Annotated in this window: 25 protein-coding genes; 12 read left to right on the top strand and 13 right to left on the bottom strand. The window is 63.9% G+C overall.

The window, feature by feature from the left end; genetic code table 11:
* Window positions 1-227 precede the first annotated feature (227 nt).
* Together AC3EML_RS11775 and AC3EML_RS11770 are read left to right on the top strand one after the other, a co-directional pair.
* Window positions 228-392: a DUF3309 family protein gene (locus AC3EML_RS11775; RefSeq protein ID WP_023667887.1), complete on the top strand. Its 165-nt coding sequence runs from the start codon at window positions 228-230 to the stop codon at window positions 390-392.
* 212 nt (window positions 393-604) lie between these two features.
* Window positions 605-739: a hypothetical protein gene (locus tag AC3EML_RS11770; protein ID WP_023682661.1), complete on the top strand. Its 135-nt coding sequence runs from the start codon at window positions 605-607 to the stop codon at window positions 737-739.
* Here AC3EML_RS11770 and AC3EML_RS11765 read toward each other — a convergent pair.
* Together AC3EML_RS11765 and AC3EML_RS11760 are read right to left on the bottom strand one after the other, a co-directional pair.
* On the bottom strand, window positions 730-1,911 hold the full coding sequence (locus AC3EML_RS11765) for an MFS transporter (protein ID WP_023834896.1): 1,182 nt from the start codon (window positions 1,909-1,911) through the stop codon (window positions 730-732). The genes AC3EML_RS11770 and AC3EML_RS11765 overlap by 10 nt on opposite strands.
* A gap of 102 nt (window positions 1,912-2,013) precedes the next feature.
* The gene (locus AC3EML_RS11760; RefSeq protein WP_023692229.1) at window positions 2,014-2,241 is read right to left on the bottom strand and encodes a DUF1127 domain-containing protein; all 228 of its coding nucleotides are present in this window, start codon (window positions 2,239-2,241) and stop codon (window positions 2,014-2,016) included.
* A 252-nt stretch (window positions 2,242-2,493) separates the two neighbouring features.
* Between AC3EML_RS11760 and AC3EML_RS11755 the strand changes: the two genes are divergently transcribed.
* The gene (locus AC3EML_RS11755; RefSeq protein WP_023834897.1) at window positions 2,494-4,011 is read left to right on the top strand and encodes a winged helix-turn-helix domain-containing tetratricopeptide repeat protein; all 1,518 of its coding nucleotides are present in this window, start codon (window positions 2,494-2,496) and stop codon (window positions 4,009-4,011) included.
* A gap of 529 nt (window positions 4,012-4,540) precedes the next feature.
* Complete coding sequence (locus AC3EML_RS11750; protein ID WP_023820932.1) at window positions 4,541-6,037, top strand: aldehyde dehydrogenase family protein; 1,497 nt, start codon at window positions 4,541-4,543, stop codon at window positions 6,035-6,037.
* 25 nt (window positions 6,038-6,062) lie between these two features.
* Here the strand turns inward: AC3EML_RS11750 and doeB are convergent, their stop codons facing one another.
* The 10 genes from doeB to ehuR form a co-directional block, all read right to left on the bottom strand.
* Window positions 6,063-7,067 carry a N(2)-acetyl-L-2,4-diaminobutanoate deacetylase DoeB gene (doeB, locus tag AC3EML_RS11745; protein WP_023704767.1) on the bottom strand — a complete coding sequence of 335 codons (1,005 nt, stop codon included), beginning with the start codon at window positions 7,065-7,067 and terminating at the stop codon, window positions 6,063-6,065.
* Between the two features lie 5 nt (window positions 7,068-7,072).
* Complete coding sequence (gene doeA, locus AC3EML_RS11740) at window positions 7,073-8,251, bottom strand: ectoine hydrolase DoeA (protein ID WP_352521196.1); 1,179 nt, start codon at window positions 8,249-8,251, stop codon at window positions 7,073-7,075.
* Window positions 8,252-8,289: 38 nt separating this feature from the next.
* Window positions 8,290-9,282 carry a cyclodeaminase gene (locus AC3EML_RS11735; RefSeq protein WP_352521195.1) on the bottom strand — a complete coding sequence of 331 codons (993 nt, stop codon included), beginning with the start codon at window positions 9,280-9,282 and terminating at the stop codon, window positions 8,290-8,292.
* Between the two features lie 232 nt (window positions 9,283-9,514).
* Window positions 9,515-10,501 (bottom strand): hydroxyectoine utilization dehydratase EutB, encoded by a 987-nt coding sequence (eutB, locus tag AC3EML_RS11730; protein WP_352521194.1) that lies wholly within the window; start codon window positions 10,499-10,501, stop codon window positions 9,515-9,517.
* 5 nt (window positions 10,502-10,506) lie between these two features.
* Window positions 10,507-11,286, bottom strand: coding sequence for an ectoine utilization protein EutA (eutA, locus tag AC3EML_RS11725; RefSeq protein WP_023682672.1), 780 nt, complete (start codon window positions 11,284-11,286; stop codon window positions 10,507-10,509).
* An 8-nt stretch (window positions 11,287-11,294) separates the two neighbouring features.
* On the bottom strand, window positions 11,295-11,954 hold the full coding sequence (ehuD, locus tag AC3EML_RS11720; RefSeq protein WP_352498036.1) for an ectoine/hydroxyectoine ABC transporter permease subunit EhuD: 660 nt from the start codon (window positions 11,952-11,954) through the stop codon (window positions 11,295-11,297).
* On the bottom strand, window positions 11,954-12,613 hold the full coding sequence (gene ehuC / locus AC3EML_RS11715; protein WP_023682673.1) for an ectoine/hydroxyectoine ABC transporter permease subunit EhuC: 660 nt from the start codon (window positions 12,611-12,613) through the stop codon (window positions 11,954-11,956). Before ehuC ends, ehuD begins: the two co-directional genes overlap by 1 nt.
* A gap of 161 nt (window positions 12,614-12,774) precedes the next feature.
* Window positions 12,775-13,626: an ectoine/hydroxyectoine ABC transporter substrate-binding protein EhuB gene (gene ehuB, locus AC3EML_RS11710; protein WP_023682674.1), complete on the bottom strand. Its 852-nt coding sequence runs from the start codon at window positions 13,624-13,626 to the stop codon at window positions 12,775-12,777.
* 63 nt (window positions 13,627-13,689) lie between these two features.
* On the bottom strand, window positions 13,690-14,475 hold the full coding sequence (gene ehuA, locus AC3EML_RS11705) for an ectoine/hydroxyectoine ABC transporter ATP-binding protein EhuA (RefSeq protein WP_023682675.1): 786 nt from the start codon (window positions 14,473-14,475) through the stop codon (window positions 13,690-13,692).
* 124 nt (window positions 14,476-14,599) lie between these two features.
* On the bottom strand, window positions 14,600-15,985 hold the full coding sequence (gene ehuR / locus AC3EML_RS11700) for a MocR-like ectoine utilization transcription factor EhuR (RefSeq protein ID WP_352521193.1): 1,386 nt from the start codon (window positions 15,983-15,985) through the stop codon (window positions 14,600-14,602).
* Between the two features lie 82 nt (window positions 15,986-16,067).
* Between ehuR and AC3EML_RS11695 the strand changes: the two genes are divergently transcribed.
* From AC3EML_RS11695 to AC3EML_RS11680, 4 genes are all read left to right on the top strand, one after another.
* The gene (locus tag AC3EML_RS11695) at window positions 16,068-16,556 is read left to right on the top strand and encodes an Lrp/AsnC family transcriptional regulator (RefSeq protein ID WP_023686966.1); all 489 of its coding nucleotides are present in this window, start codon (window positions 16,068-16,070) and stop codon (window positions 16,554-16,556) included.
* Between the two features lie 129 nt (window positions 16,557-16,685).
* Window positions 16,686-18,179, top strand: a complete 1,494-nt coding sequence (locus AC3EML_RS11690; RefSeq protein WP_352521192.1) for an NAD-dependent succinate-semialdehyde dehydrogenase — start codon at window positions 16,686-16,688, stop codon at window positions 18,177-18,179.
* A 32-nt stretch (window positions 18,180-18,211) separates the two neighbouring features.
* Window positions 18,212-19,591, top strand: a complete 1,380-nt coding sequence (locus AC3EML_RS11685) for an aminotransferase (RefSeq protein WP_488377222.1) — start codon at window positions 18,212-18,214, stop codon at window positions 19,589-19,591.
* A gap of 8 nt (window positions 19,592-19,599) precedes the next feature.
* Window positions 19,600-20,709 carry an alcohol dehydrogenase family protein gene (locus tag AC3EML_RS11680; protein WP_023745633.1) on the top strand — a complete coding sequence of 370 codons (1,110 nt, stop codon included), beginning with the start codon at window positions 19,600-19,602 and terminating at the stop codon, window positions 20,707-20,709.
* 10 nt (window positions 20,710-20,719) lie between these two features.
* Here AC3EML_RS11680 and AC3EML_RS11675 read toward each other — a convergent pair whose 3' ends face one another.
* Complete coding sequence (locus AC3EML_RS11675) at window positions 20,720-20,878, bottom strand: hypothetical protein (protein ID WP_196814892.1); 159 nt, start codon at window positions 20,876-20,878, stop codon at window positions 20,720-20,722.
* Between the two features lie 178 nt (window positions 20,879-21,056).
* Between AC3EML_RS11675 and AC3EML_RS11670 the strand changes: the two genes are divergently transcribed.
* From AC3EML_RS11670 to AC3EML_RS11655, 4 genes are read left to right on the top strand one after another with little or no spacing between them, the layout of a single operon-like run.
* Window positions 21,057-21,728, top strand: coding sequence for an amino acid ABC transporter permease (locus AC3EML_RS11670; RefSeq protein ID WP_023682680.1), 672 nt, complete (start codon window positions 21,057-21,059; stop codon window positions 21,726-21,728).
* Window positions 21,728-22,399 (top strand): amino acid ABC transporter permease, encoded by a 672-nt coding sequence (locus tag AC3EML_RS11665; RefSeq protein ID WP_023667866.1) that lies wholly within the window; start codon window positions 21,728-21,730, stop codon window positions 22,397-22,399. Before AC3EML_RS11670 ends, AC3EML_RS11665 begins: the two co-directional genes overlap by 1 nt.
* A gap of 1 nt (window position 22,400) precedes the next feature.
* Entirely contained in the window at window positions 22,401-23,135 is a 735-nt protein-coding gene (locus AC3EML_RS11660; protein ID WP_023699816.1) for an amino acid ABC transporter ATP-binding protein, read from the top strand.
* A 2-nt stretch (window positions 23,136-23,137) separates the two neighbouring features.
* The gene (locus AC3EML_RS11655) at window positions 23,138-24,058 is read left to right on the top strand and encodes an isoaspartyl peptidase/L-asparaginase (protein ID WP_023807550.1); all 921 of its coding nucleotides are present in this window, start codon (window positions 23,138-23,140) and stop codon (window positions 24,056-24,058) included.
* The last annotated feature ends 10 nt before the right edge of the window (window positions 24,059-24,068 follow it).

The following is a 24,068-nucleotide window of genomic DNA, read 5'->3' as shown; positions in this document are numbered from 1 at the left end:
GAGCCGCCGGCCGCCTTAAGGGCGATCCCGCGCAAATTCTGAATTCTACGCGCCGCCCAGCGCGCGTGATGGCACGCCGAGCTTGCGGCTGAACCTCAGCAAACGCCGTGATGATGGCTTTCGTTCCTTAGCCGTCGGATGAAAATCGCCGGGGAACAGGAAGGCTTGCTGGGAGTTTAGTTCTTCGAGCCGCGCCGTGAACGGCGCGGCAGCGAAGGAGACGGCATATGGGCCTGGGTACCATTCTTATTATCATCCTGATCATCGCGTTGCTCGGCGGCTTCAGCGGCCTCGGCGGCGGCCCGTTCTACGGCACTGGTTACTATGGCGGCGGTGGCCTCGGGCTGGTGCTGATCATCGTGATCATTCTGGTTGTTCTCGGGCGAATATAGCGTCGCCATTGGCGGCCGCCGAGTTTCTACGGCGGCCGCGTTTTCGCCTGACATCGAGGTTTGAAGACATGGCAGCTGAAGACATTGCTGGTCCGGACTGGGCCGGCGTCGGCGCGAGCGAGAGCGAACGCGACGAGCTGGGATATCCTAATGGTGGCACTATCCGAAGGCGGCGGGCGTAAGCTGCAGACCCCGACACCCGCCTGGCGGCCGTGGCGTTCATCGAGGCGGATCGGACGCTTCGAGAAACCCAGGACGGCGACGAGGCGGGTCCGGCCTTTCTCGCTATTGTCGACAAGGGCAGCATCGGCCTGAAGGCCGCAATGGCAGGCACGCCTTACGCCTGAACGCGGTCAACCCGCCGTAACTCCGCCAGCAGAAACACCACCAGCACGCAGCACAGCAGGCCAAGCGACAATGGCAGTCCCTGATGTCCGGTCAGTTGCATCGCCAGCCCGGCCACGGGTGAGCCGACGATGCCGCCTACCCCCCATACGAACGCGAAGGCGGCATTGCCGGCGATCAAGGCTTGACCGGTGAAACGCTCGCCGAGCTGGATCAGCGACAGCGTGTAGATCCCGAACGAGACCCCGCCCCAGACGAAGAAGAGCGGCCAGACAAGCCATGTAGCGAAGAGCAACGGCAACAGCAAACAACCGGCCAGGCAAGCCAGGACACAGAACAGCATCATCGGCTTCGAGCCAAACCGTTCGGCGGCGCGCCCAAGCACGACCTGCAGCACGGCATTGCCGGCGATGAAACAGGTGATGAGCGAAGCGATGCGCTGCTCAGTGCTGCCGAGCGCGGCACCATAGACCGCGAACAGCGAAAGCAGGACTTGCTCGAAGGCGGCAGCCGTGAAGACTGCGAACAAGAGCAGCGGCGCCAGCGCGAAGAAGCCGCCGACCGACACCGCTTCGCCCTCACGCGGCATGTCGGGCAGGCGTGGCGCGACGGCAAGCACGATCAGGCCGCAGACAAGGAAGGCCGCGCTGCCGATGATGAAGGGTGGCCATCCTTGCGTGCCGACCAAGCCTAGCGACAGCGGGCCGAGGCCAAAGCCGGCGGAAACGATGGAGGAGTATAGGCCCATGATGCGGCCTCGGCGTGCGGCGGGTGTGATCGAGACCAGCCAGGTTTCACTGATCACGTAAAGCGGATTGGCAAAGAAGCCGAGCAGGAAGCGCAACGGCATCCAGGCCCATACATCCTGCGTCCAGGCAATCGCGATCAGGACGGTTGCTGCCAGGATCGAACACACAACCGCAAAGCGCGCCGCGCCCACCCGCCGGACCAGCGCCGGCGTGAAGAGCGACGATATAATGAAACCCAGAGGCGTCATCGCGGCCGAGAGGCCGATAAGGCCCGGTGTCGTCCCTTGCCGTTCCAGGATGAAGCTGAGCAGCGGATACGTCAGCCCCTGTGCTATGGCGAACACCGTAACTGTCGCGATGATGCCGGCCATCGCGGCCCATGCGATGAGGTTCTCCGGCGGTGACGTCGCGTCTTCGGCGCTCATGCCGACTTCGAAGCAGGATCGGCACGTTCCGGCAAGTGCAAATGCCGGCAAAACGCCGCGGTACGCCCAAACAGGCGGGCGGGTCTTATCCGCGACATCAGCTCACACTTGCCAGAAGCGTTTGACGATTTCGGCCTCGACCTGGCGTCTGGTCAGACCGATATCGTCGATCAGGTGCGGATTGGCCTCCGCCATCTGCTTGAGGTCCCAGCGAAAGCGTATCCGCTCGCGCCAGGCCGCGATCATGCCCCGCGGGCCCGTCGGACGCCGGCCCGATGACACCGCCTTTTCCGGCAAGGCTGCACGAGCAGAAGCAAGGGTATCGTTCATGGCAACCTCCATTCGGTTTGAGGGGCGACAGCCCTCGGCTTGAAAGAGGTTGAATTCTGCCGCATGCGGACGGCGCCGTAATTAAGCGCGGCCAAATAGTTCTCAAAAGTTCCAAAGCAGTTAGAGCACCTCGCCGATTTATCGAAACGACGAGGTGCTCAACTCTTTGTTTTGACGCCATACGTCCGTGAAGCGCTCTGCGCTTTCCCGTGGGAAAACCGCCTTCACACCTTTCCTGGAATTGCTCTATAGATGCGCGTTATGCAGGGATCGCGCTTTGCCTTTGGTCCGTTCGTGCTTGATCCGGGTGCGGGAACGCTCCTTCGGGACCAAGTTCCCGTCGCCGCCGGCCACCGCGGACTGCAGCTGCTGGCGGCGCTCGTCGCCCGGCCCGGCGAGATCGTGGCCAAGGCCGAGTTGATGGATGCGGCCTGGCCAGGCACCGCCGTTGAGGAAGGCAACCTCACCGTCCAGATTGCGCAATTGCGCAAGCTGCTGGGTCCGGCCACGAACGGCGGAGAATGGATATCGACCGTTCCGCGCGTCGGCTATCGCTTCGCCGGCGCCATCGAACAGCTCGGCGACGAGAAGCGACAGGCTTTGCCGCTGCCCGCCAAACCGTCGATAGCCGTGCTGCCCTTTGCCAATTTCAGCAACGACCCCGAGCAGGAAGCCTTCGCCGACGGGTTGACCGAAGACCTGATCACCGACCTGTCGAGGATCGGCGGCCTGTTCGTCATCGCGCGCAACTCGACCTTTGCCTACAAGGGCAAGGCGGTGGATGTGCGCGAGGTCGCCAGGGAACTTGGCGTGCGCTATCTCTTGGAGGGCAGCGCCAGACGCGCCGCCGGGCGCGTGCGCATCAACGCCCAGCTGGTCGACGCGCTGAGCGGCGAGCATTTGTGGGCAGACCGCTTCGATCGCGGCCTGGAAGATATTTTTGCCGTTCAGGACGAGGTGACGGCCAAGATCGTCGAGGCGCTGCTTGGCCGGCTGCGCGCGCCGCTGCCGCGCAACCGGCCTCGAAATCTCGAGGCCTACGATCTGTGCGTGCGAGCCCGCAACCTGATCGACGTCTCGCCGGAGACGGCGCGCGAAGCGCATCTGTTGCTGACGCGCGCGCTTGCGCTCGATCCGGACTATGCCGAAGCCTATCGCTGGCTTGCCATGAACCACTGGATGGGATGGGTGCATTGGGGAGAGCCCATTGAGCCTGCCCGCAGCCTTGCCCTGGAACTGGCGCGCAAGGCTGTGGCGATCGATCCCAACGATGCCGGCTGCCACTGGGTGCTTGCTAACCTGCTTGCCTATGAGCGCAGATTCGACGAAGCGGATGTGGGATTTGCCAAGGCGTTCGAACTCGACCCGAACGAGGCCGATGCCTGGGCGACATTGTCCGACATCGCGGTCCTGGCCGGGCGCGTCGAGGACGGCCTCGACTATATCGGCAAGGCGTTCCGGCTGAACCCGTTTCCGGCAAGCTGGTACTACCTGACGCTCGGCCAGGCGCAATATGCGGCGCGCGACTATGAAGCCGCCGTCGAGACGACGCGCCGGGACGAGACGTATCGGACAAGCTCGCGCCGTTTCCTTGCGGCAAGCCTTGCGCAACTCGGCCGGATCGATGAGGCGCGCGCCGAGGTCGACCTGTTCCTTGTCGCTAACCCACATTTCACCACCCGCCACTGGGTCGAGACTGAGCCGTTCCGCGACACTGCCACGCTCGACCATTTCGTCGATGGCTTCCGAAAGGCCGGACTTCCGGAGTGACGGACCGGCGTGCTCGATCGATGCAGGCACCGTCGGTTGCGGCTCAATCTGCCAATGTTTGCAAGTCGCGAGGCCGCTGACCGATCTTGCTTCCGCGAGCAGTCATCCAACAGCGATTGCAGCGAAGCGGCGCGCGAAACCTCTGTCACGGTGAAGCCGGCTGGAACGGCCACGATTCGATCCGGCCACGGGTGAGCGCTGGGTGGCGGCTGGCGACTACCTGTTGCGCTCTCGTCTGCAATGCCGGCATCGCGGTCGCCGTGGGCAATGATCGGCTTGCCTCCTTGAGCTTTCAGCGACGCGCTCCGACAACTCGCGATGATTTTTCTAGATGCCGGTGATTTTCTAGATGCCGTTTGTCGAAGCATGATCTTTTCCGAAAACCGTTTCCCACTTTTCTGGATCACGCTCTAGCGGCTGGCGTGATCGGGAAGTCCGCGCAATCTGATTGTCCGAGCGCCCTTTAGCTTTCCTTGTTTGAGGTCGGCGGCGGGAGTAATAGTCGCCACGGAATTGCGAGGAGGAAGAGATGACGCTGAACTTCGACCCGAAGGCGAAGGCCACGGCGTTGTACCATGGCGAATTCCGACCGATGTTCATTGGCGGCAAGTGGGTCGCGGCGCAGTCCGGCCACGGCATGCAGGCACTCAATCCGGCAACAGGCGAGGTGCTGGCGACAGTGCCGCGCGGCGGGGCTGCCGATATCGACTCGGCGGTGGCCGCCGCGCGCGCGGCCTTCGAAGGCCCATGGTCCAAATTCTCGCCCTACGAGCGGCAGTGCGTGCTGCTCAGGATCGCCGATCTCTTCGAGACGCATTGGGAAGAGCTCAGCGTTTCCGACACGCTGGATATGGGGCTGCCGATCACGCGCACGCTCGCTAACCGGCGCCGCGTCATCGGCATGCTGCGCTTCTATGCCGGCATGGCGACGGCGCTGCATGGCGAGACGATCGACAATTCGATTCCCGGCGAGATCGTCACCTTCACCCGGCGCGAGCCGGTGGGCGTCGTTGGTGCGATCATTCCCTGGAACGCGCCGACCGCCGCCTCGATCTGGAAGATCGCGCCGGCGCTGGCGACGGGCTGCACCATCGTGCTGAAACCGTCCGAGGATGCGTCGCTGACGCCGCTGCTGATCGCGCAACTGATGCAGGAAGCCGGCGTGCCCGACGGCGTCGTCAACGTCGTCACCGGCACCGGGGCCGAAGCCGGTGCGCGGCTCGCCGAACATCCAGACGTCAACAAGATCGTTTTCACCGGATCAACGCTGACCGGCCAGGCCATCGCGCGGGCAACCGTGGCCAACCTCAAACGCGTTTCACTGGAGCTCGGCGGCAAGTCGCCGATCATCGTCTGCCGCGACGCCGACATCGACAAGGCTGTTCCGATCGCGGCGATGGCGGTGTTCGTGCATTCGGGCCAGATCTGCATTGCCGGCTCGCGGCTGTTCGTGGCGCGCGAAATCCATGACGAGTTCGTCCGCCGGCTCGCCGATTTCGCGGGCAGACTGCGGATCGGCCATGGCATCGAGGCAGAGACGGAAATCGGACCGCTCATCAATGCCAGGCAGGCAGGCAAGGTGGAGGGCTATATCAGGGCCGGCAGCGACGAAGGCGCCGAACTGGTCGCCGGTGGCTCGCGGCTGACCGGCGAGCTCTACGATGGCGGCAACTTCATTGCGCCGACGGTCTTCGGCGCCGTGTCGGACCAGATGACCATCGCGCGCGAGGAGATTTTCGGCCCGGTCATTTCGGCGATGCCCTTCGACACGCTCGACGAAGCGGTGGCGCGTGCCAATGCGACGCCCTATGGCCTGGCCGCCGGCATCTTCACCACGCATCTGGGCACCGCGCACAAGCTTGCGCGCCGGGTCAAGGCCGGCTCGGTCTGGGTCAACATGTACCATGCCATCGACCCGGCGGTGCCGTTCGGCGGCATGAAGATGTCGGGTTATGGCCGCGAGGGCGGCATCGAGCATCTGCACGAGTATCTGGAGACCAAGTCGGTCTGGATCCAGACCGACTGATATTCGCGCGGCGTACTCTGCGAAATCACGATGAAACCACAAGGGCCAGGACGGCGGCGCAGTCACCGGCTTTGACCAGGCCGGGGAAATGCCGCGCCGCCAGAATGCCGGACATTTTTGCCTTGATCTCCTGCGGAGCGATGCCGGTGCGGCCGGTGGAATGGATGCGCGCCAGCACCGAGCCTTCTTTCACAGGCTCGCCGAGATCGACCATGGTCTCGATCATGCCGTCGTCCTCGGCGAAGGAGAAACAATCGCCTGACGGCATGTCGAGCCACTGAGTTCTGCCCTTCTCGACCGCACCATCAACAATACCGGCATGGCGCAGCACATTGCTGATGCCGCGCCGCGCGATCCGCACGGTCTGGGCACGCGAGGTGCCGCCGCCGCCAAGCTCGGTGCTGACGAAGACCTTGCCCATTTCCTCGGCCGCCGTGTCATACATGCCGACGGAGTCAATCTCGATCATGCGCATCGAGAACGGGGCCGAGAACGCGGCGACCGCGTCGAAGGCTTTCTGCTCCAGCGCCTTGTCGGGCACCGTGTGGGCGGCACAGAAGGGCACGAAATCCAGCGTCCTGCCGCCGGAGTGGAAATCGAAGACGAGGTCGGCGCGCGGCAGCAGTTCGCGTTGAAAGTAGTCGGCGATCTTCTCGGTCACCGTGCCGTCGGGACGGCCGGGAAAGCTGCGGTTCATATTGCCCTTGTCGATCGGCGACGTCCGCGTGCCGGCGCGGAAGGCCGGATAGTTCATCGCCGGCACGATGATCACCGTGCCGCTGACCTGTTTGGGATCGAGCGTGCGGGCGAGATCGTAGAGCGCCAGCGGCCCCTCATACTCGTCGCCATGATTGCCGCCGGTGAGCAGCGCGGCCTGTCCCTTGCCGTTGCGGATGACGCAGATCGGGATCATCACCGAACCCCAGGCCGAGTCGTCGCGGCTGTAGGGCAGGCGCAGGAAACCATGTTGCACGCCGTCCTTGTCGAAATCGACGGTCGGCGCGATCGGAGATGGGCGGAGGCTAGGCATCGGGCTCAATTCTTCACCACCAGTTTGCGCGGTACATTGGCGAGGCACTCTACACCGGTTTCGGTGATCAGGATGGATTCGGTGATTTCCAGTCCCATCGTCTCCAGCCACAGGCCGGTCATGAAATGGAAGGTCATGCCGGGCTTGAGTTCGGTGCGGTCGCCGGGGCGCAGGCTCATGGTGCGCTCGCCCCAATCCGGCGGATAGGACAGGCCGATCGAGTAGCCTGTGCGGTTGTCCTTGACGATGCCGTATTTCTTCAACACGGCGAAAAAGGCGTTGGCGATGTCCTCACAGGCATTGCCGGGCTTTGCCGCCGCAAGCCCCGCCTCCATGCCTTCCAGCGTCGCCTTCTCGGCATCTAGGAATTCCTGCGTCGGCTTGCCGAGAAAGACGGTGCGCGACAGCGGGCAATGGTAGCGGCTGTAGCAGCCGGCGATCTCGAAGAAGGTGCCCTCGCCCGACTTCATCGGCTGGTCGTCCCAGGTGAGATGTGGCGCCGAGGCGTCGGCGCCCGACGGCAGCAGCGGCACGATCGCCGGATAGTCGCCGCCGACGCCATCGACACCGCGCGTGCCGGCATCGTAGATCTCGGCGACCAGATCGCATTTGCGCATGCCGACCTGGATCTTGTCGACGATGCGCTGGTGCATGGCTTCGACGATGCGGGCCGCCTTGCGCATATAGTCGATTTCAGTCGGGCTCTTCACCGCGCGCTGCCAATTGACCAGCGCTGTCGCGTCGACGAAGCGGGCGTTGGGCAGGTGCTTCTGCAACGCGGCGAAGGCGGCAGCCGAGAACCAGTAATTGTCCATCTCGACGCCGACGGTCAGCTTGCCCCAGCCGCGATCACTAAGCACGCTTGCCAAAAAATCCATCGGGTGGCGCTCGGTCGACTGCACGTAGTGGTCGGCATAGCCGACGATGTTGTCATGCGCGAGATAGGCGGTGCGCTTGGCGCCATTGGCATCCTGGCCGCGACCGTACCAGACCGGCTCGCCCGATGGTGGCACGATCACCGCCTGATGCACATAGAACGACCAGCCATCATAGCCGGTCAGCCAGGCCATGTTGGATGGGTCGCTGATAACAAGCAGATCGACGCCTTTCCCCTCCATGGCTTTTCGCGTCTTGGCGAGGCGATCCGCAAATTCGGCGCGCGAGAATTTCAGGTTCGGTTGCATTGTTCTTGGTCCTCGTTTGTTGGGCCTTGCGACCAGCATCAGCTTTCAAAAATGGTTCCGGCATTGGCCGCCCGCGCCCGGTCGCGGGCGAACGTGGCGATCGCCGTATCCTGCACGCCGGTGCCGGTGAGGTCGGCGATGGTGATGTCGCTGGGCGAGCGCCTTCCGTGCCGTTCGCCGGCGATGATCTGGCCGAGTTCGGTGACCGCGGCATCGGCTCCCATCACGCCCGATGCGATGGCGTGATGCAGTTCTCCCAGACGCCGTGTCTGCTTGACGCTGTCGGCGACATAGAGATCGGCCATGCGCAGGATCGCCGGCGCGATCTCGTTCTTGTGTTCGGCATCCGAGCCCATGGCGGTGATGTGCTGCCCGGCAACGACAAAGCCGGCCTTGATCAGCGGCTCGGTCGACGGCGTGGTGGTGACGATGATGTCGGCGCCGATGGTTGCTTTGGCTGAATCCGGCTCGGCGCGCACGAGAATACCTAGTTTTTCGCGCAGCGCGCCTGCGGCCGTCTCCGCCTTGACCGCATCGCGCGCCCAGATACGTGCCTCGGCGATCGGCCGCACCAACATGAGCGCTTCGAGTTGCAGCCCGGCTTGCACGCCGGCGCCGAAGATTGCGGCGACGGACGAATCCGGCCGCGACAGATGCTTCGCCGCGACGGCGCCGGCAGCAGCGGTGCGGACATCTGTGAGATAGCCATTGTCCAGCAGCAGCGCCTCGACCACACCGGTTCTTGCCGAGAGCAACACCATCAGGCCGCCCCCGCTGGGCAGACCGAGCTTCGGATTGTCGAAGAAGCCGGAGCTTATCTTAACGGCGAAACCGTCTATTCCAGGCACATAGGCCGACTTCACATCGACCTCACCGCGCTGCTCGTGAATGTCCAACCGCAGGATCGGCGGCATCGCCACCGACAATGTGGCGAGCGCGCGGAAAGCGTTTTCGACGCAGGCGACCGCGTCGAGATCGAGCGGCACGATTGTGCGCAGTTCCTTCTCGGTGAGGATGGTCATCGGACTCATGTGTCGCGCTCCGTACTAGCGCGCACCACGAAGGATAGTGTCCCGTCACACCCCCCTCTGGCCTGCCGGCCATCTCCCCCGCAAGGGGGGAGATTGGACTGCACTCCTGCCTTCGCCAATCTCCAGCGCAGCAAGAACAGCGACCGCATCGAAGCTGCCGATCTGACCCCTTGCGGGGGAGATGTGCGGCAGGACAGAGGGGGGTGGGCGGGAATTCGGCGTGAGAGAGTTTTCATGCCGCGCGCTCCGCGAGTGCGTCACCGCAGACGATCTTGCGATGCGTGTTCATGTCGATATTGCGGCCCGAGAGAAGAACGACCACCGGCCCGGTCGCCCTGACCTTGCCGGCGAGTAGCGCAGCGATGCCGACCGCTCCGGCGCCTTCGACGATCTCGCGCTCCTGTTCATAGGCATGGCGGATGCCGGCGGCGATCTCGTCCTCGCTGAGCAGGATGACGTCGTCGAGCAGATCGCGGCACATGGCGAAGGTCAGCCGGTTGTCGAGACCGATGCCGCCGCCGAGCGAATCCGCCAGCGTCGGCAACTCCTCGATCTCGACCGGCCGGCCGGCGTCGAGGCTGGCCTTCATCGCAGCACCACGTGCCATCGAAACACCTATGATTTTTGTCCCGGGGCTGACGCCCTTCACGGCGGCGGCAATGCCCGAAGCAAGGCCGCCACCTGAGAGTTGCACCAGGACGAGAGCGGCGTCCGGGACCTGCTCGATCATCTCCAGTCCGAGCGTGCCTTGCCCGGCGATGATGGCCGGGTGGTCGAAGGGCGGCAGCATCACCAGTCCTTCCTGCGCCACCAGCCGTTCGACCTCCTGCTGCGCCTCGTCCTGACTGTTGCCGATGATGCGGACATCCGCGCCAAGCCGACGGATTTCGTCGAGCTTGTTGCCCGGCACCAGTCGCGACATGCAGATCACCGCACGCATCCCTTCCAGCTTCGCGGCATGGGCCAGCGCACGGCCATGATTGCCGGTCGACGCCGCGACCACGCCGCGCGCCTTCTCCTCGGCGCTCAGCGAAGCAACGGCATTCGAGGCGCCGCGCAGCTTGAAGCTGCCGGTGGTCTGGCGGTGTTCAAGCTTGAGGTGGACAGGGACGCCCAGTCGTTCGGAAAGGCTGTGAGATAACCCTGTCGGCGTGCGTTCGATTTTGCCGGCAATTCGCTCCCGGGCGGCACGAATATCGTTAAGGGTGACTGTCGTCATGATCGTCAATCGCGCGGCAAAGGCAGCGTCATCAGACGGCCAAATTCGGGATGCGACGTCCCGTCGCCACACAACCGCAAACAATTCCAGGCGCTGGCCTGATTGCTGGTGACGACCGGGCGGTCGATCGCCTGTTCCATCCCGGGAACCGCGAGCGCTCCGCGCAATGCGGTGCAGGACACGAACAGTGCATCGGCCTGCGCATTCGTCGCCTCACGAGCCAGGTCGGCGATCGCTGCCGGCGCAATGCGCGCCATCTCGCGATCGTCCTCGAAGCCGAGGCAGGTGAAGCTGACGATCTCAAAGCCGCGCTCGGCGAAATACGTCGCCATCGGTCTGGAGGTTTCTACGGTGTAAGGGGTGAGGATGCTGATCTTCTTGGCACCCAGCGCCTTCAGCCCGCGCACGCCTGCCATGGGCGGCGTGACCACAGGAACACCCGGCTTGGCAGACTGGATCGCCGCCTCGATCTCGGCGTCGCCAATCACCACCGAGGCCGAGGTGCAGGAGTAGCAGATCGCGTCGAGCGGCTCGTCTGGCAGGATCAGCGCGGCGCCCGCCGCCAGCTCCGGCTGCATCTTGCGAAGGTTTTCCGGCGTCGTCGGATTCTTGTAGGGAATGCGCGCGACATAGACGCCGATGCGCTCGCTCGCCACCATGCGGCGGAAATCCGGTTCGCTGGTGTGGTCGGTGGCAAGGATGATCAGGCCGACGCGCTTTTCCAGCGGGCGCGCATCGAGCGCCGGCCTTGTCGGCATCAGCCTGATTTCGGGCAGCGGTTTCATCTTGAGAATTACCTTTCGATCTTGCCGTAGCGATGTTCCAGCCAGCGCAGCAGCACGACCGAGAAGAGGCTGATGACGAGGAAGAAAGCGCCGACCAGCGTGATCGGTTCGATGTAGCGATAGTAGGTGTTGGCGACGCTCTTTGCCTGGTTCATCAGCTCCAGCACGGTGATTGCCGATAGCAGCGGTGTCTCCTTGAACATGGCGATGAAATAATTGGCCAGCGCCGGGATCATCGGTGGGATCGCTTGCGGAATGATGATGTTGGTCCAGGTCTGCGTGGCGCTCAGATTGCAGGCCTTGGCCGCCTCCCACTGGCCGCGCGGCACGTTGTCGATGCCGGCGCGATAGACTTCCGCCGTGTAGGTGCCGTAGTGCAGGCCGAGCCCGATGACGCCGGCGACCAGCGGCGGCAACAGGATGCCGAAATCCGGCAGGACATAGAAGATGAAATAAAGTTGCACCAGAAGTGGCGTGCCGCGGATGAATTCGGCCGCCCAACCAACGGTGCGCGACAGGACCTTGTTGGGCGAGCGTCGCGCCAGCGCGATGCCCAGACCCACGACAGCGGCCAGCACGGAGCCGAGCAGCGTTGCCAGGATGGTGATCTTCACGCCCTGGATCAGCGTCGGCAGGATCTCCCAGACGAAGTTCCAGTCCCAATCCATCAGACGCGCACCCCGTCGAGGCCGCGCGCCATGCGGCGTTCCAATGAACGCACGCCCCAGGAGATGATCAGCGCCAGGGCGAAATAGATGATCAGGATGGTGGTGAACGGCGCCAGCGTGTTGCCGGTCTGCGAGCGCACGACCTGCGCCTGAAAGGTGAGATCGGCGAGCGAGATCAGCGACACCACGGAGGTCGCCTTGAGCAGTTCGATGGCGTTGTTGCCGAAGGTCGGCAGCATGATCAGCAGCGCCTGCGGCAGGATGACATGGCGCATGCCTTGCCAGCGGCCGAGGTTGAGCGCGATGCAGGCCTCATATTGTTCGCGGCCGACCGACTGGATGGCGCCGCGTACCACCTCGGCCGCATAGGCGCCGACATTGAGGCCCAGCGCCAGCACACCCGCCTGCAGCGGGGTCAGTTCGAGGCCGATCAACGGCAACACGAAATAGGCAAAGAACAGCTGCACGAAGATCGAGGTGCCGCGGAAGAATTCTATATAGACGGTTGCCAGCCAGCGCAGAGCAAAGAAGCGCGACACGCGGCCCATGCCGGCGAGGAAGGCCATGATCAGGGCGAGCACCGACCCCATCAGCGTCAGCTCGATGGTGACAAGCGCTCCCTGCAATATCAGGCCAAGGTAGCCGGACCACTGGGTCATTCGGGTTCCAACGGTTGGGTTCTAGCTCCTTCTCCCCGTACACTGGGAGAAGGTGCTGGCAGGCAGATGAGGGGCAGCGCTAAATTCTCAGAACCTGGCGCCGCCCATCATCCGGCCCTTGGGCCACCTTCTCCCGGTGAACAGGGAGAAGGCAAACGGCCCTATTTCGCCGCGCAGAGCTTGTCCCGCGTGGTCGACATCGCGGCTGCGGCCGAGAAGCCGTAGGGCTCGATGATCTTGGCGAACTCGCCGGATTTCTTCAGCTTGGCGAGCTCGACATCGAAGGCATCGCGCAGGGCCTCATCGCCTTTCTTGAAGGCGGCGCCGTCGCAATAGACCGGCGCGCCTACCACCGGGGCGATGACTTCGAGGTTCGGATCGTTGGCTTTCTTGACGAGGTCGTTGATCGACAGGACGGGAAGCGAATAGGCATCGATGCGACCGTCCTGCAGCATCTTCAGGCCGCTCTGGCCGTCCGGCACGACGATGACGCGCTCGCGCGGCACCCCGGCGTTGAGCGCCAGCTTCTCCTCGGTGCCGCCGCCGGGCGCGCCGATTGTGGCGGACGTGTCCTTGGCGACATCCTCGTAGCTCTTGAAGCCCTTCGGATTGCCCTTCTTCACCAGCATCGCCTCGGCGTCGCACAGCACCGGCTCGGAATAGACGACCGCCGCGCAACGCTCCGGCTTCATGAACAGGCCGGCGGTGACGACGTCGAAGCGGCCGGCCTGCAGGCCGGGGATCATCGCGCCATACTCCGAAATGGAAGCGACGATGTCGGCAACACCGAGGCGCTTGAAGACCTCGCGCGCCACGTCGGGCGCCGCACCCGAAACCTTGCCGTCGGCAGCGACCGCAGTATAGGGCGGCTCGTTGGCGATGGCGACGCGGGCAAAGCCCTGTGCCTTCAATTGCTCGAGCTTGCTGTCATCGGCCGAACCGGTGCTCGACGCGGCGAGCACCGCCGTCAGTGCGAGACCGGCGACGCCGGCCAGAATGCCAAGTTTCTTCATTGTTCCCAACTCCTTGTTGTCTTCTTGGTTTTGTCTGGGGCGGTCTTCCGCCCCGCAAAGCGGTCAGACACGATGTCCGGCTGCGATGATCTTCTTCAGGAAGCCTTGCGTGCGCTCCTGCTTTGGATGGCGGAAAATCTCGTCTGGTTTGCCCTCTTCGACGATCTTGCCGCGGTCGAAGAACAGCACGCGGTCGGCGAAGTCGTGGGCAAAGCCCATCTCGTGGGTGACCAGCAGCATGGTCATGTCGGTCTCTGCGGCGAGCTTGCGCATGACATTCATCACCTCCTCGACCAGCTCCGGATCGAGGGCCGACGTCACCTCGTCGAACAGCATGATCTTCGGCGACAATGCCAGCGCACGGGCAATCGCCACGCGCTGCTTCTGGCCGCCGGACAGCTGCGCCGGCATCGACTTCGCCTTGTCGGCCATGCCGACCATGTCGAGCAGTTCCATGGCCCGCTTTTCAGCGGCGGCGCGAGGCGTGCCCTTGGTCAGCATCGGCGCCAGCGTGACGTTATCCATGACGCATTTGTGCGGAAACAGATTGAACAGCTGGAAGACCATGCCGATCTTCTGCCGCATCTTGGTCAGGTGCCGCTCGTCGGCGGGCAGCAGCTGGCCGTTGCGCTCCATGTGATAGAGCTGCTCGCCATCGATCTGGATATGGCCGCCGTCGATCTTCTCCAGCGTCATCAGGATTCGCAGGATCGTCGTCTTGCCCGAGCCGGACGGGCCGATCAGCGCCAGCTTCTCGCCGGGCATGACCTGCATCGACAGGCCGTCCAGTACCTTGAACGAGCCGAAGCTCTTCGAAATGGCGTCGACCTTGATGATGGGTGAGGACAAATGAATTTCCCCTGCTGGAGAAGCCTGTGCCCTTAACGATGCGGAACGCGCCAAATCATGTCAATTGGGAAAATAAAATCATGACAATATTTCCGGCACTGCATGATTCCAGAGCAATTCCCGCTTAGATTGCGAGCAGCAGATGCTCCGGATCGCCAAGCAGCAACTTGGTGACAACGCCGAGGCCGGCGCGCAGTTCCCCCTCGGTGGTCGAGCCGAGCGAGATGCGCACCGCCGGATGCCAGGGCGCATCCGAGATGCGGAAGGAGGTGCCGGGCGCGATCGCCACGCCTTGCAGGCGGGCCTGGGCGACGAAGCTTTCCTCGGCACGGTCCGCGGGCAGTTGCAACCAGACATGCAGCCCGTCGCGCCTGGCGCGATAACCAACCCCGCCCAGCACCTCGGCTGCGATGTCCTGGCGGCGGCGCAATGCCGCGCGCTGCCAGCGAACGAGTTCCATCGCCGTGCCGTCGGTCACCCATTTGGTGGCGATCTCGGCCACCAGCGGCGTCGCCATCCAGTTCGACACCAGATGCCGGTTGGCAACGGCGGCGACATAGCGGTCGGGCGCCGCGAGATAGCCGATGCGCAGGCCAGGTACGGTGATCTTGGTGAAGGAAGTGACGTAGAGCGTGCGCTCCGGCGCAAAGGCGGCGACCGGCGGCGGCCGGTCCTCGACCAGCGGACCCAGCACATCGTTCTCGATGATGGCGATGTCGTGCTTGCGCGCGACCGCGGCGATCTCTTCGCGCCGCCGAGCGTCCATCAGCGTCGCCGTCGGGTTGATCACCGACGGTTGCACGAATACCGCGCGAATGTCGGTGAGCCGGCAGACCTCGTCCAACGCCTCCGGGATCAGGCCATTGCCGTCGATCGGCAGGCCTTCCAGGTTGAAGCCGAGATAGCGCGCCAGCGGCACCAGCGTGTGGTGGCCGATAGCCTCGGTGGCGACAGTCGATCCCGGCGGCGCAACGCTCATCAGCGCCACGGTCATCCCGGCGGTCGCCCCATTGGTCAGGCTGATATTCTGTGCGGAGGTGTCGAGCCCACACAGTTTCAGCCATTCGACAGCCACCGCGCGGTGACGCGGGAACACCATGTTGGGCCGGAACGACAACGCCGAACTGGATGGCAGGTTTTCGGCCAGCCAGCCCAGCGCCTGCTTCAGCCGCTCCAAATGCATCGGCTCGCAGACCGGCTTCAGGATTGACAGATCGATGACCTCGCCGAGGCGCTCCGGCAGATAGGGCGGCTCCGGGTCGCGGCGCTGCGTCTGGACAAAGCTGCCACGGCCGATCTCGCCCGAAATCAGGCCGCGCCGGATCAGTTCTTCGTAGGCGCGGCTGACCGTCTGCACCGACAGTTTTAAATCGTCTGCCAGCCTTCGATGCGTTGGAAGCCGCGCGCCGTTGGCCAGCCGCCCGTCATGAATGGCGCGGGCGAACTGGTCGGCCAGCGTTTGATAGGCTGGCCGGCGGATGAGCGCAGGGTCGGGTTGCCATGATGTCATGACTTAATAGAGATCGAAATCAGTGCAATTGACAATCGAAATAATGCGCCGTCATGGTGATGCCGACAAAAAGCGGACGCCGATGACATCGAAACTCGACGCGGTCGACCTCAGGATACTCGACGCCATCCAGCGCGACGGGCGCATCACCAAGCTGGCGCTGGCCGAACAGGTCGGGCTGTCGCCGACGCCGTGCTGGATGCGGCTGCGCAAGCTGGAGAAGGCAGGCATCGTCTCGGGCTACCACGCCAGGATCGCCATGCGCGTGGTGGCGCCGGTCGCCACCGTGTTGATGGAGGTGACGCTGGCCAGCCATCGCCAGGCCGATTTCGACCGCTTCGAACGCGTCATCCGCGACATCCCCGAAATCGTCGCCTGCTGGTCGGTGGGCGGCGGCGTCGACTATGTGGTCAAGGTGATGACGCGCGACATCGACGCCTATCAGCGGCTGGTCGACGACCTGCTGGAGCGCGAGATCGGCATCGACCGCTACTTCACCTACATCGTCACCAAGACGGTGAAGGACGAAATCGTGCTGCCGATAGCCGATCTGCTGCCGGCGTCGGCATAAGCCCGGAGAGAATGTCTGTCGGGACGGCACAATAGAGAGAGTCTCTCTCCTTCAGGGCGTCGAAACAGTCTCTCTGTCTGTATGTGACGGATAGTCTTCCCGCATCGTCCGAACCGGGAGGCCTCGACCATGTCCGCGCATTTTGCCCGCTCGCATCGCCATGAGGCGCTCGACCGCCTCTCCGACCGCCGGCTGCTGCGCGAGCTCGCCTATGTCGACGGTCACTGGACGGCAAGCGGAGCGGCGAAGAGTTTCGAGGTTACCGATCCGGCGACCGGCACCACTGTCGCATTTGTCGCGGCGCTCGATGCCGGGCAGACGACCAAAGCAATCGACGCCGCCGCACGTGCCTTTCCGGCTTGGCGTTCGTTGCTGCCGCAGGAGCGGTCCAAAATTCTGCGAAAATGGTTCGAGCTGATCATTGCAGCCAAGGATGATCTGGCCCTGCTGATGACACTGGAACAGGGCAAGCCGCTGCAGGAATCGTTTGGCGAAATCGACTACGCCGCCTCCTTCGTCGAATGGTATGCCGAAGAGGCAAAGCGCCTCAACGCCGAGAGCGTCACCAGTCATCTGCCTGATGCCGAAATGATGGTGCGGCGCGAGCCGCTCGGCGTTGTCGGCGTCGTCACGCCCTGGAATTTTCCGGCGGCGATGCTGACCCGCAAGGCGGCCGCCGCACTCGCCGCCGGCTGCACCATCGTCGCACACCCATCCTCGGAGACGCCGCTGTCGGCGCTGGCGCTGGCTGAACTCGGCGAGCGCGCCGGCCTGCCCGCCGGCGTCTTCAATGTCATCACCGGCAAGGCTGCTGCCATTGTCGGTCGCATGTGCGAGGACCCGCGCGTTCGCGCCATAAGCTTCACCGGCTCGACCGAGATCGGCCGGCTGATCGCGGCGCAAAGCGCGCCGACGATGAAGCGGCTGGTGATGGAGCTTGGGGGCCACGCGCCGCTGATCGTCTTTGCCCATACCGATCTGGACAAGGCGGTGAGCATCGCCATCGATGCCAAATTCGCCACCTCCGGCCAGGACTGCCTCGCCGCCAACCGCATCTACGTCCAGCGCCCGATCTACGATCGCTTCTGCGCCGCTTTTGCCAGGCGTATCGAGGCGCTGCGCACCGGCAACGGCCTTACCGACAAGATCGACATCGGGCCGCTGATGCATGAACGTGCCGTCGCAAAGGTCGAAGAGCAGGTCGCCGATGCCATCGCTCGTGGCGCGCGCTGTCTCACCGGCGGCAAGCGGCATCAGGCCGGGCCGCTGTTCTACCAGCCGACGCTGCTGGCCGATGTCAGCGACGAAGCGCTGATCATGCGCGAGGAGACCTTTGGGCCGGTCGCCGCCGTCACGCCGTTCGACAGTGAGGACGAAGTGATCGCCCGTGCCAACGCCACAGAATATGGCCTGGTCGCCTATATCGTTACCGAGAACGGCGCCCGCCAGCAGCGCCTGGGCCGCGCGCTCGACTACGGCATGGTCGCTATCAACCGCGTCAAGATCACCGGCGCGCCGATCCCATTCGGCGGCGTCAAGCAATCCGGCATCGGCCGCGAAGGCTCGCGCCATGGGCTCGAAGCTTTCGCCGATCTGAAGTACCTCTGCCTGGGCGTCGCATAAGTCCGTCCGGCCATCTCTCAAGGAGTCAAAAAATGCTCGACCAATCCAACGAACTCAATGCCTGGGATCGCGACCACTTCTTCCATCCTTCGACCCATATGGGCACGCATGCGCGGGGTGAATTGCCGACCCGCATCATGGCCGGCGGCGAAGGCGTCACCGTCTGGGACAACAATGGCAGGAAGAGCATCGATGCCTTTGCCGGTCTCTATTGCGTCAATGTCGGCTATGGCCGCCAGAAGATCGCCGACGCGATCGCCACCCAGGCGAAGAACCTCGCCTACTACCACGCCTATGTCGGCCACGGGACCGAGGCCTCGATCACGCTGGCCAAGATGATCATCGACCGCGCGCCGAAGGGCATGTCGAGGGTCTATTTCGGCCTCTCGGGTTCGGATGCCAACGAGACCAACATCAAGCTGATCTGGTACTACAACAATGTGCTGGGACGGCCGGAGAAGAAGAAGATCATCTCGCGCTGGCGCGGCTATCACGGCTCGGGCGTGATGACGGGATCACTGACCGGGCTCGACCTGTTCCACAACGCTTTCGACCTGCCGCGCGCGCCGGTCCTGCACACGGAGGCGCCCTATTATTTCCGCCGCGCCGACCGCTCGATGAGCGAGGAGCAGTTCTCGCAGCATTGCGCCGACAAGCTTGAAGAGATGATCCTGGCCGAAGGTCCCGAAACCGTCGCCGCCTTCATCGGCGAGCCGATCCTCGGTACTGGCGGCATCGTGCCGCCGCCGGCCGGCTACTGGGAGAAGATCCAGGCGGTGCTGAAGAAGTATGACGTGCTGCTGGTCGCCGACGAGGTGGTGACGGGCTTCGGCCGTCTGGGCACCATGTTCGGCTCCGACCATTACGGCATCAAGCCGGACCTCATCACCATCGCAAAGGGGCTGACCTCGGCCTATGCGCCGCTGTCGGGTGTCATCGTTGCCGACAAGATGTGGCAGGTGCTGGTGCAGGGCTCCGACAAGCTCGGTTCGCTCGGCCATGGCTGGACCTATGCCGCGCATCCGATCTGCGTCGCCGCAGGTGTCGCCAATCTCGAACTGATCGACGAACTGGACCTGGTAACGAACGCCGGTGAGACCGGCGCTTATTTCCGCGCCGAACTGACCAAGGCTGTCGGCGGGCACAGACACGTCGGCGACGTGCGCGGCGATGGCATGCTGGCGGCGGTCGAATTTGTCGCCGACAAGGACGACCGGGTGTTCTTCGACGCCTCGCTCAAGATCGGGCCGCAAGTGGCGACAGCACTTGCCGCCAGCGGCGTCATCGGCCGCGCCATGCCGCAGGGCGACATACTAGGCTTCGCGCCGCCGCTCTGCCTGACGCGTGAGGAAGCCGACATCGTCGTTTCGAAAACCGCCGATGCCGTCAACAGCGTGTTTTCCAATCTCTGAGATCGACCATGAATGCCATGACCAAGACCCTCCCCGCCACCATGGCCGCCGTGCTGCTCACCGGGCATGGCGGGCCGGAAAAGCTCGTCTATCGCAGCGATGTGAAAGTGCCTGTGCCTGCCGCCGGCGAGGTGCTGGTTAAGGTCAGCGCTTGCGGTATGAACAACACCGATGTCTGGGTACGCCAGGGCGCCTATGGCACGGAGGAGGACGCTGCCGCCGTGTCGACGTGGCGGCGGCAAGGCAACACGCTTACCTTCCCGCGCATCCAGGGCACCGACACGGTCGGCACCATCGCTGCCGTCGGCGAAGGCGTTTCCCCGGGCCGTATCGGCGAACGGGTAATGGTCGATTTTTCGATCTACAACCGCGACGACGATTCCCTCGCCGACATTGACTATATGGGCCACGGTCGCGACGGCGGGTACGCCGAGTACCAGACGGTGCCGGGCGAGAATGCGCATTTCGTCGATACTGACATGAGCGACGTCGAACTCGCCACCTTCTGCTGCGCCTACCTCACCGGCGAACAGATGCTGGAGCGCGCCGGGCTGAAAGCCGGCGAACGCGTGCTGGTCACCGGCGCCTCAGGCGGCGTCGGTTCCGGCATCGTGCAGCTGGCGCGGGCGCGCGGCGCCATTCCCTATGCGGTCGTCGGCAAGGGCAAGGAGCAGGCGGTGCGCGACATCGGCGCCGAAGCGGTCATTACCCGTGGGGTTGCCGATCTTCCCGCCGCCGTGAATGAAGCCACTGGCGACCAGCCGATCGATGTGGTCGCTGATCTCGTCGGCGGCGCGATCTTCAACGACCTGCTGCGCATCCTGCGACCTGAAGGCCGCTACACCACCGCCGGCGCCATCGCCGGCCCGGTCGTGCAGCTCGATCTCAGGACCATGTATCTCAAGCAGCTGCAACTGCACGGATCGAGCCAGGGCACGCGCGCCGACTTCCGCCGCATCATTGGATACATCGAAGCGAAGAAAATCCGGCCGCTGGTCGGCGGCGTCTACAGGCTCTCCGATTTTCACAAGGCGCAGGCAGACTTTGTTGCCAAGGACTTCGTCGGCAAGCTGGTGATCGTGCCGGACGCCATGTGGAACCCGAATATCCGCACATAACGCCCCTACGTCAGAGCTCGTCGTAAACGGCATCATCAACACCTTGCGGCGTGGAGTCGTCGAAACCCAGCATGCGGTTGGTGACGTAGCCGAATCCGACACCGGCGCCGGGATCGGCAAAACCGAGGGCGCCGCCCCAGCCGCCATCGCAGCGACGCGCGGCTGGCATAGGCGGCGTCGTCGAGTTGAAAGCCGGCGGCGAATTGTCGGCGCTTGAGACATAGCGCGCATGAGGCGAACCGGAATCATCGCAACGAATGCAATCCACAGGCCGGCAACCAGACCCTGCATCTTGACAGACGAGGCGAAAGCCAAAAGAGTGAAACCGGTTTCACTGGGGACCGCCGGTGCATTTCGATCTGTCCACTCTGCTCCCGCATCTGGGTTTTCTGGCGCGCGGCGCCGAACTCACGGCCGCGGCTTGCGCGCTGTCGCTGGTAGGAAGCGTCTTCATGGGCGCGTTGGTGGCGATCGCACGCACCTCCGCCTCGGCACTGCTTCGACGGATCGCCTTCGTCTATGTCGATCTCTTCCGCAATGTGCCGTTCATCGTCCAGCTGTTCTTCTTCTATTACGGCCTGCCCGAGCTCGGCATTTACATCGATGCCTTCACCACCGGCGTCGTGGCGCTTTCGATTGCCGGCGGCGCCTATGCCTCCGACATCATTCGCGCCGGCATCCTCGCCATCGACCAGGGCATCATCGACGCCGCTGAAGTGAGCGGCCTGTCCAGGCGCAAGATCTTCACCCGCATCGTGCTGCCGATTGCGCTGCGCACCTCCGTGCGACCGCTCGGATCCGTGCTCATCAACATGATCCTTACGTCCTCGATCCTCTCGACAATCACGCTCAACGAGCTCACCGGCTCAGCCCAGATCGTGGTCTCGCAGACCTATCGGCCCTTCGAGGTCTATATGGTGCTGCTCTGTGCCTATGCGGCCCTGACCTATCTGGTCTCGCTGGGCGTCACCCTGCTCCACCGCCATCTCAATCGGGACATGATGGAGGCGGTCGACTGATGCGGTTCAGCGACTTCACCTCCTACGACCTGATCCTGCTGGCGCAAGGTCTCGGCACCAACATCGCGCTGTTTCTCGTCACCTCTCTGATCGGACTGCTGATTGGCCTGAGCTGGGCGTTGGTGCGGTTCTACCGTGTGCCGGTTCTGGCCCAGGTCGTCACCTTCCTGTCGGAGCTGTTGAAGAACTCGCCGGTGTTGGTGCAGCTGTTCCTGGTGTTCTTCGGCCTGCCGGCGCTGTTGCATATAAGGGTGACGCCGGTCACCGCAGCGACCATCACTCTGTCGGCGAACACCGCGGCATTCGTCTATGTCATCGCGGTCTCGGCGATCGAGTCGATCGAACGCGAGCAGGTCGAGGCCGCGCGTGTCTTCGGCCTGACCCGGTGGCAGGTCCTGCGCCATATCGTTTCGCCCCAGGCTGCCGCCTTCGCGGTCGGCCCGCTCGTCGCGCTGCTGGTCAACCAGCTTCAGGTGACGTCGCTGATTTCTGTCATCGGCGTCGTCGACCTGACCAAGATTGGCCACATCCTCAACATGCGAACCTTGAAGCCGTTCGTGGTCTGGACCGTCGTCGGGCTGCTCTACTATGGCGCGGCAAAGCTGGTCGCCCTGCTTGGCGAGCGTCTTGAAAACCGCCTGCGGGCGCACAGCGCCTGGCGGGGGCTTTAACATGCTCAAGATCGAAAACGTGCACAAAGCGTTCGGCGAGGTCACTGTGCTGGACGGCGTCGACCTGACGATCGCGCCCGGCGAAGTGGTCTCGATCCTCGGGTCGTCGGGGTCCGGCAAGTCGACACTGATCCGTTGCATCAACGGCCTCGAAAAGCTGAAGTCGGGCCGCATCACGGTCGACGATTTCGATGTCAGCAAGCCGAAGGAGCTGGCCGAGGCGCGCAAGCGCTCAGGCACCGTCTTCCAGCTGTTCAACCTCTATCCGCATATGAGCGCGCTTCAGAACATTACGCTCGCCCCGATCGAGGTGCTGAAGATGCCGCGCCCTGAGGCCGAGGCGCTGGCGCGCAAGCTGCTCGAGTCCGTCGGCCTCGCCGATCGGGCCAACGCCTACCCCGCGCAGTTGTCGGGCGGGCAGCGCCAGCGTGTCGGCATCTGCCGGGCGCTCGCCATGCAGCCGCGCTATCTGCTGCTCGATGAAGTGACCAGCGCGCTCGACCCGGAAATGACTTCCGAGGTGCTGGCCATCCTGGCAAAGCTCGCCGCGCAAGGCACGACGATGCTGTTCGTCACCCACGAGATCGAATTCGCGCGCGAGATTTCCAACCGCATCGTCTTCCTCGACAAGGGCAGGCTGGTGGTCGATCTGCCAACGGATCGTTTCTTCGCCGCGGACGGCGGCCGGGCGCAGCCGCGGGTTGCGCAGTTTCTCTCCAAGATGCGCAAGGACTAGGAATGCTGCTGTTAGCCAACAACGAAGCATGGCCGGGATTCGAAACCTCGGTGCAAATGCTGCGCGATGGCGCCGTCAGCCTGGACGCGATGGTTGCCGGCATCGGCATGGTGGAGAAGGAGGTCAAGGTTCGAAGCGTCGGCTATGGCGGCTGGCCGAACATGCTGGGCGAGATGGAGTTCGACGCCGGCGTCATGGATGGCAATACAAGAGAGGTCGGTTCAGTCGGCGCTGTGCCAAGGACCTTGGCGGTCGCTGCCCTGGCGCACCAGGTGATGAAGCGCCTGCCGCATGTGATACTGACCGGCGAAGGGGCGCAGCGCTTTGCCAGCGAAATCGGCTTTGCCGAAGACAAAGTCTTGTTCGAGGACTCCAGGCGCGTCTGGTGGGAGCGGCTGCAACAGGAACTCACACCGCAACAGCTGGCGAAATTCCCCAATATCGATCTGGCGCCGCTCAGCCGTACTATAACCGATCCCGAGCGCGTCCGCGACACCACCGTCTTCCTGTCGGCGGATGCGCGGCGCGGCATCCATGCCGCGACTTCGACCTCGGGCTGGGCGTGGAAATATCCGGGCCGGCTCGGCGATTCTCCCATTCCCGGCGCAGGCTTTTACGCCGACAGCCGCTATGGCGCGGCGGCGTGCACCCATACCGGCGAGATGACGATGCGCTGCGCCACCGCACGGACCGTCGTGCTGGCCATGAAGCTTGGCCGATCCTTGTCGGATGCGGTCGCGCTGGCGGTCGAGGAACTGGCTGAACTCGACACCGGCTTCCTGGCCGGAGTGGTCATCCACGCCGTCGACGCCGAGCAGAACCACGAGGTGGTGAATTTCAGATGCGAGGGCGAGGTCCGCTACTGGCTCTGGAAGGATTCCATGTCCGCACCCGAATTGCGGGCGGCAAGACGCGTCACTTGAAAATAAGGAG

It is taken from the genome of Mesorhizobium sp. P170090 (assembly GCF_057786115.1).
This window is presented reverse-complemented; position numbering and strand designations above follow the sequence as displayed.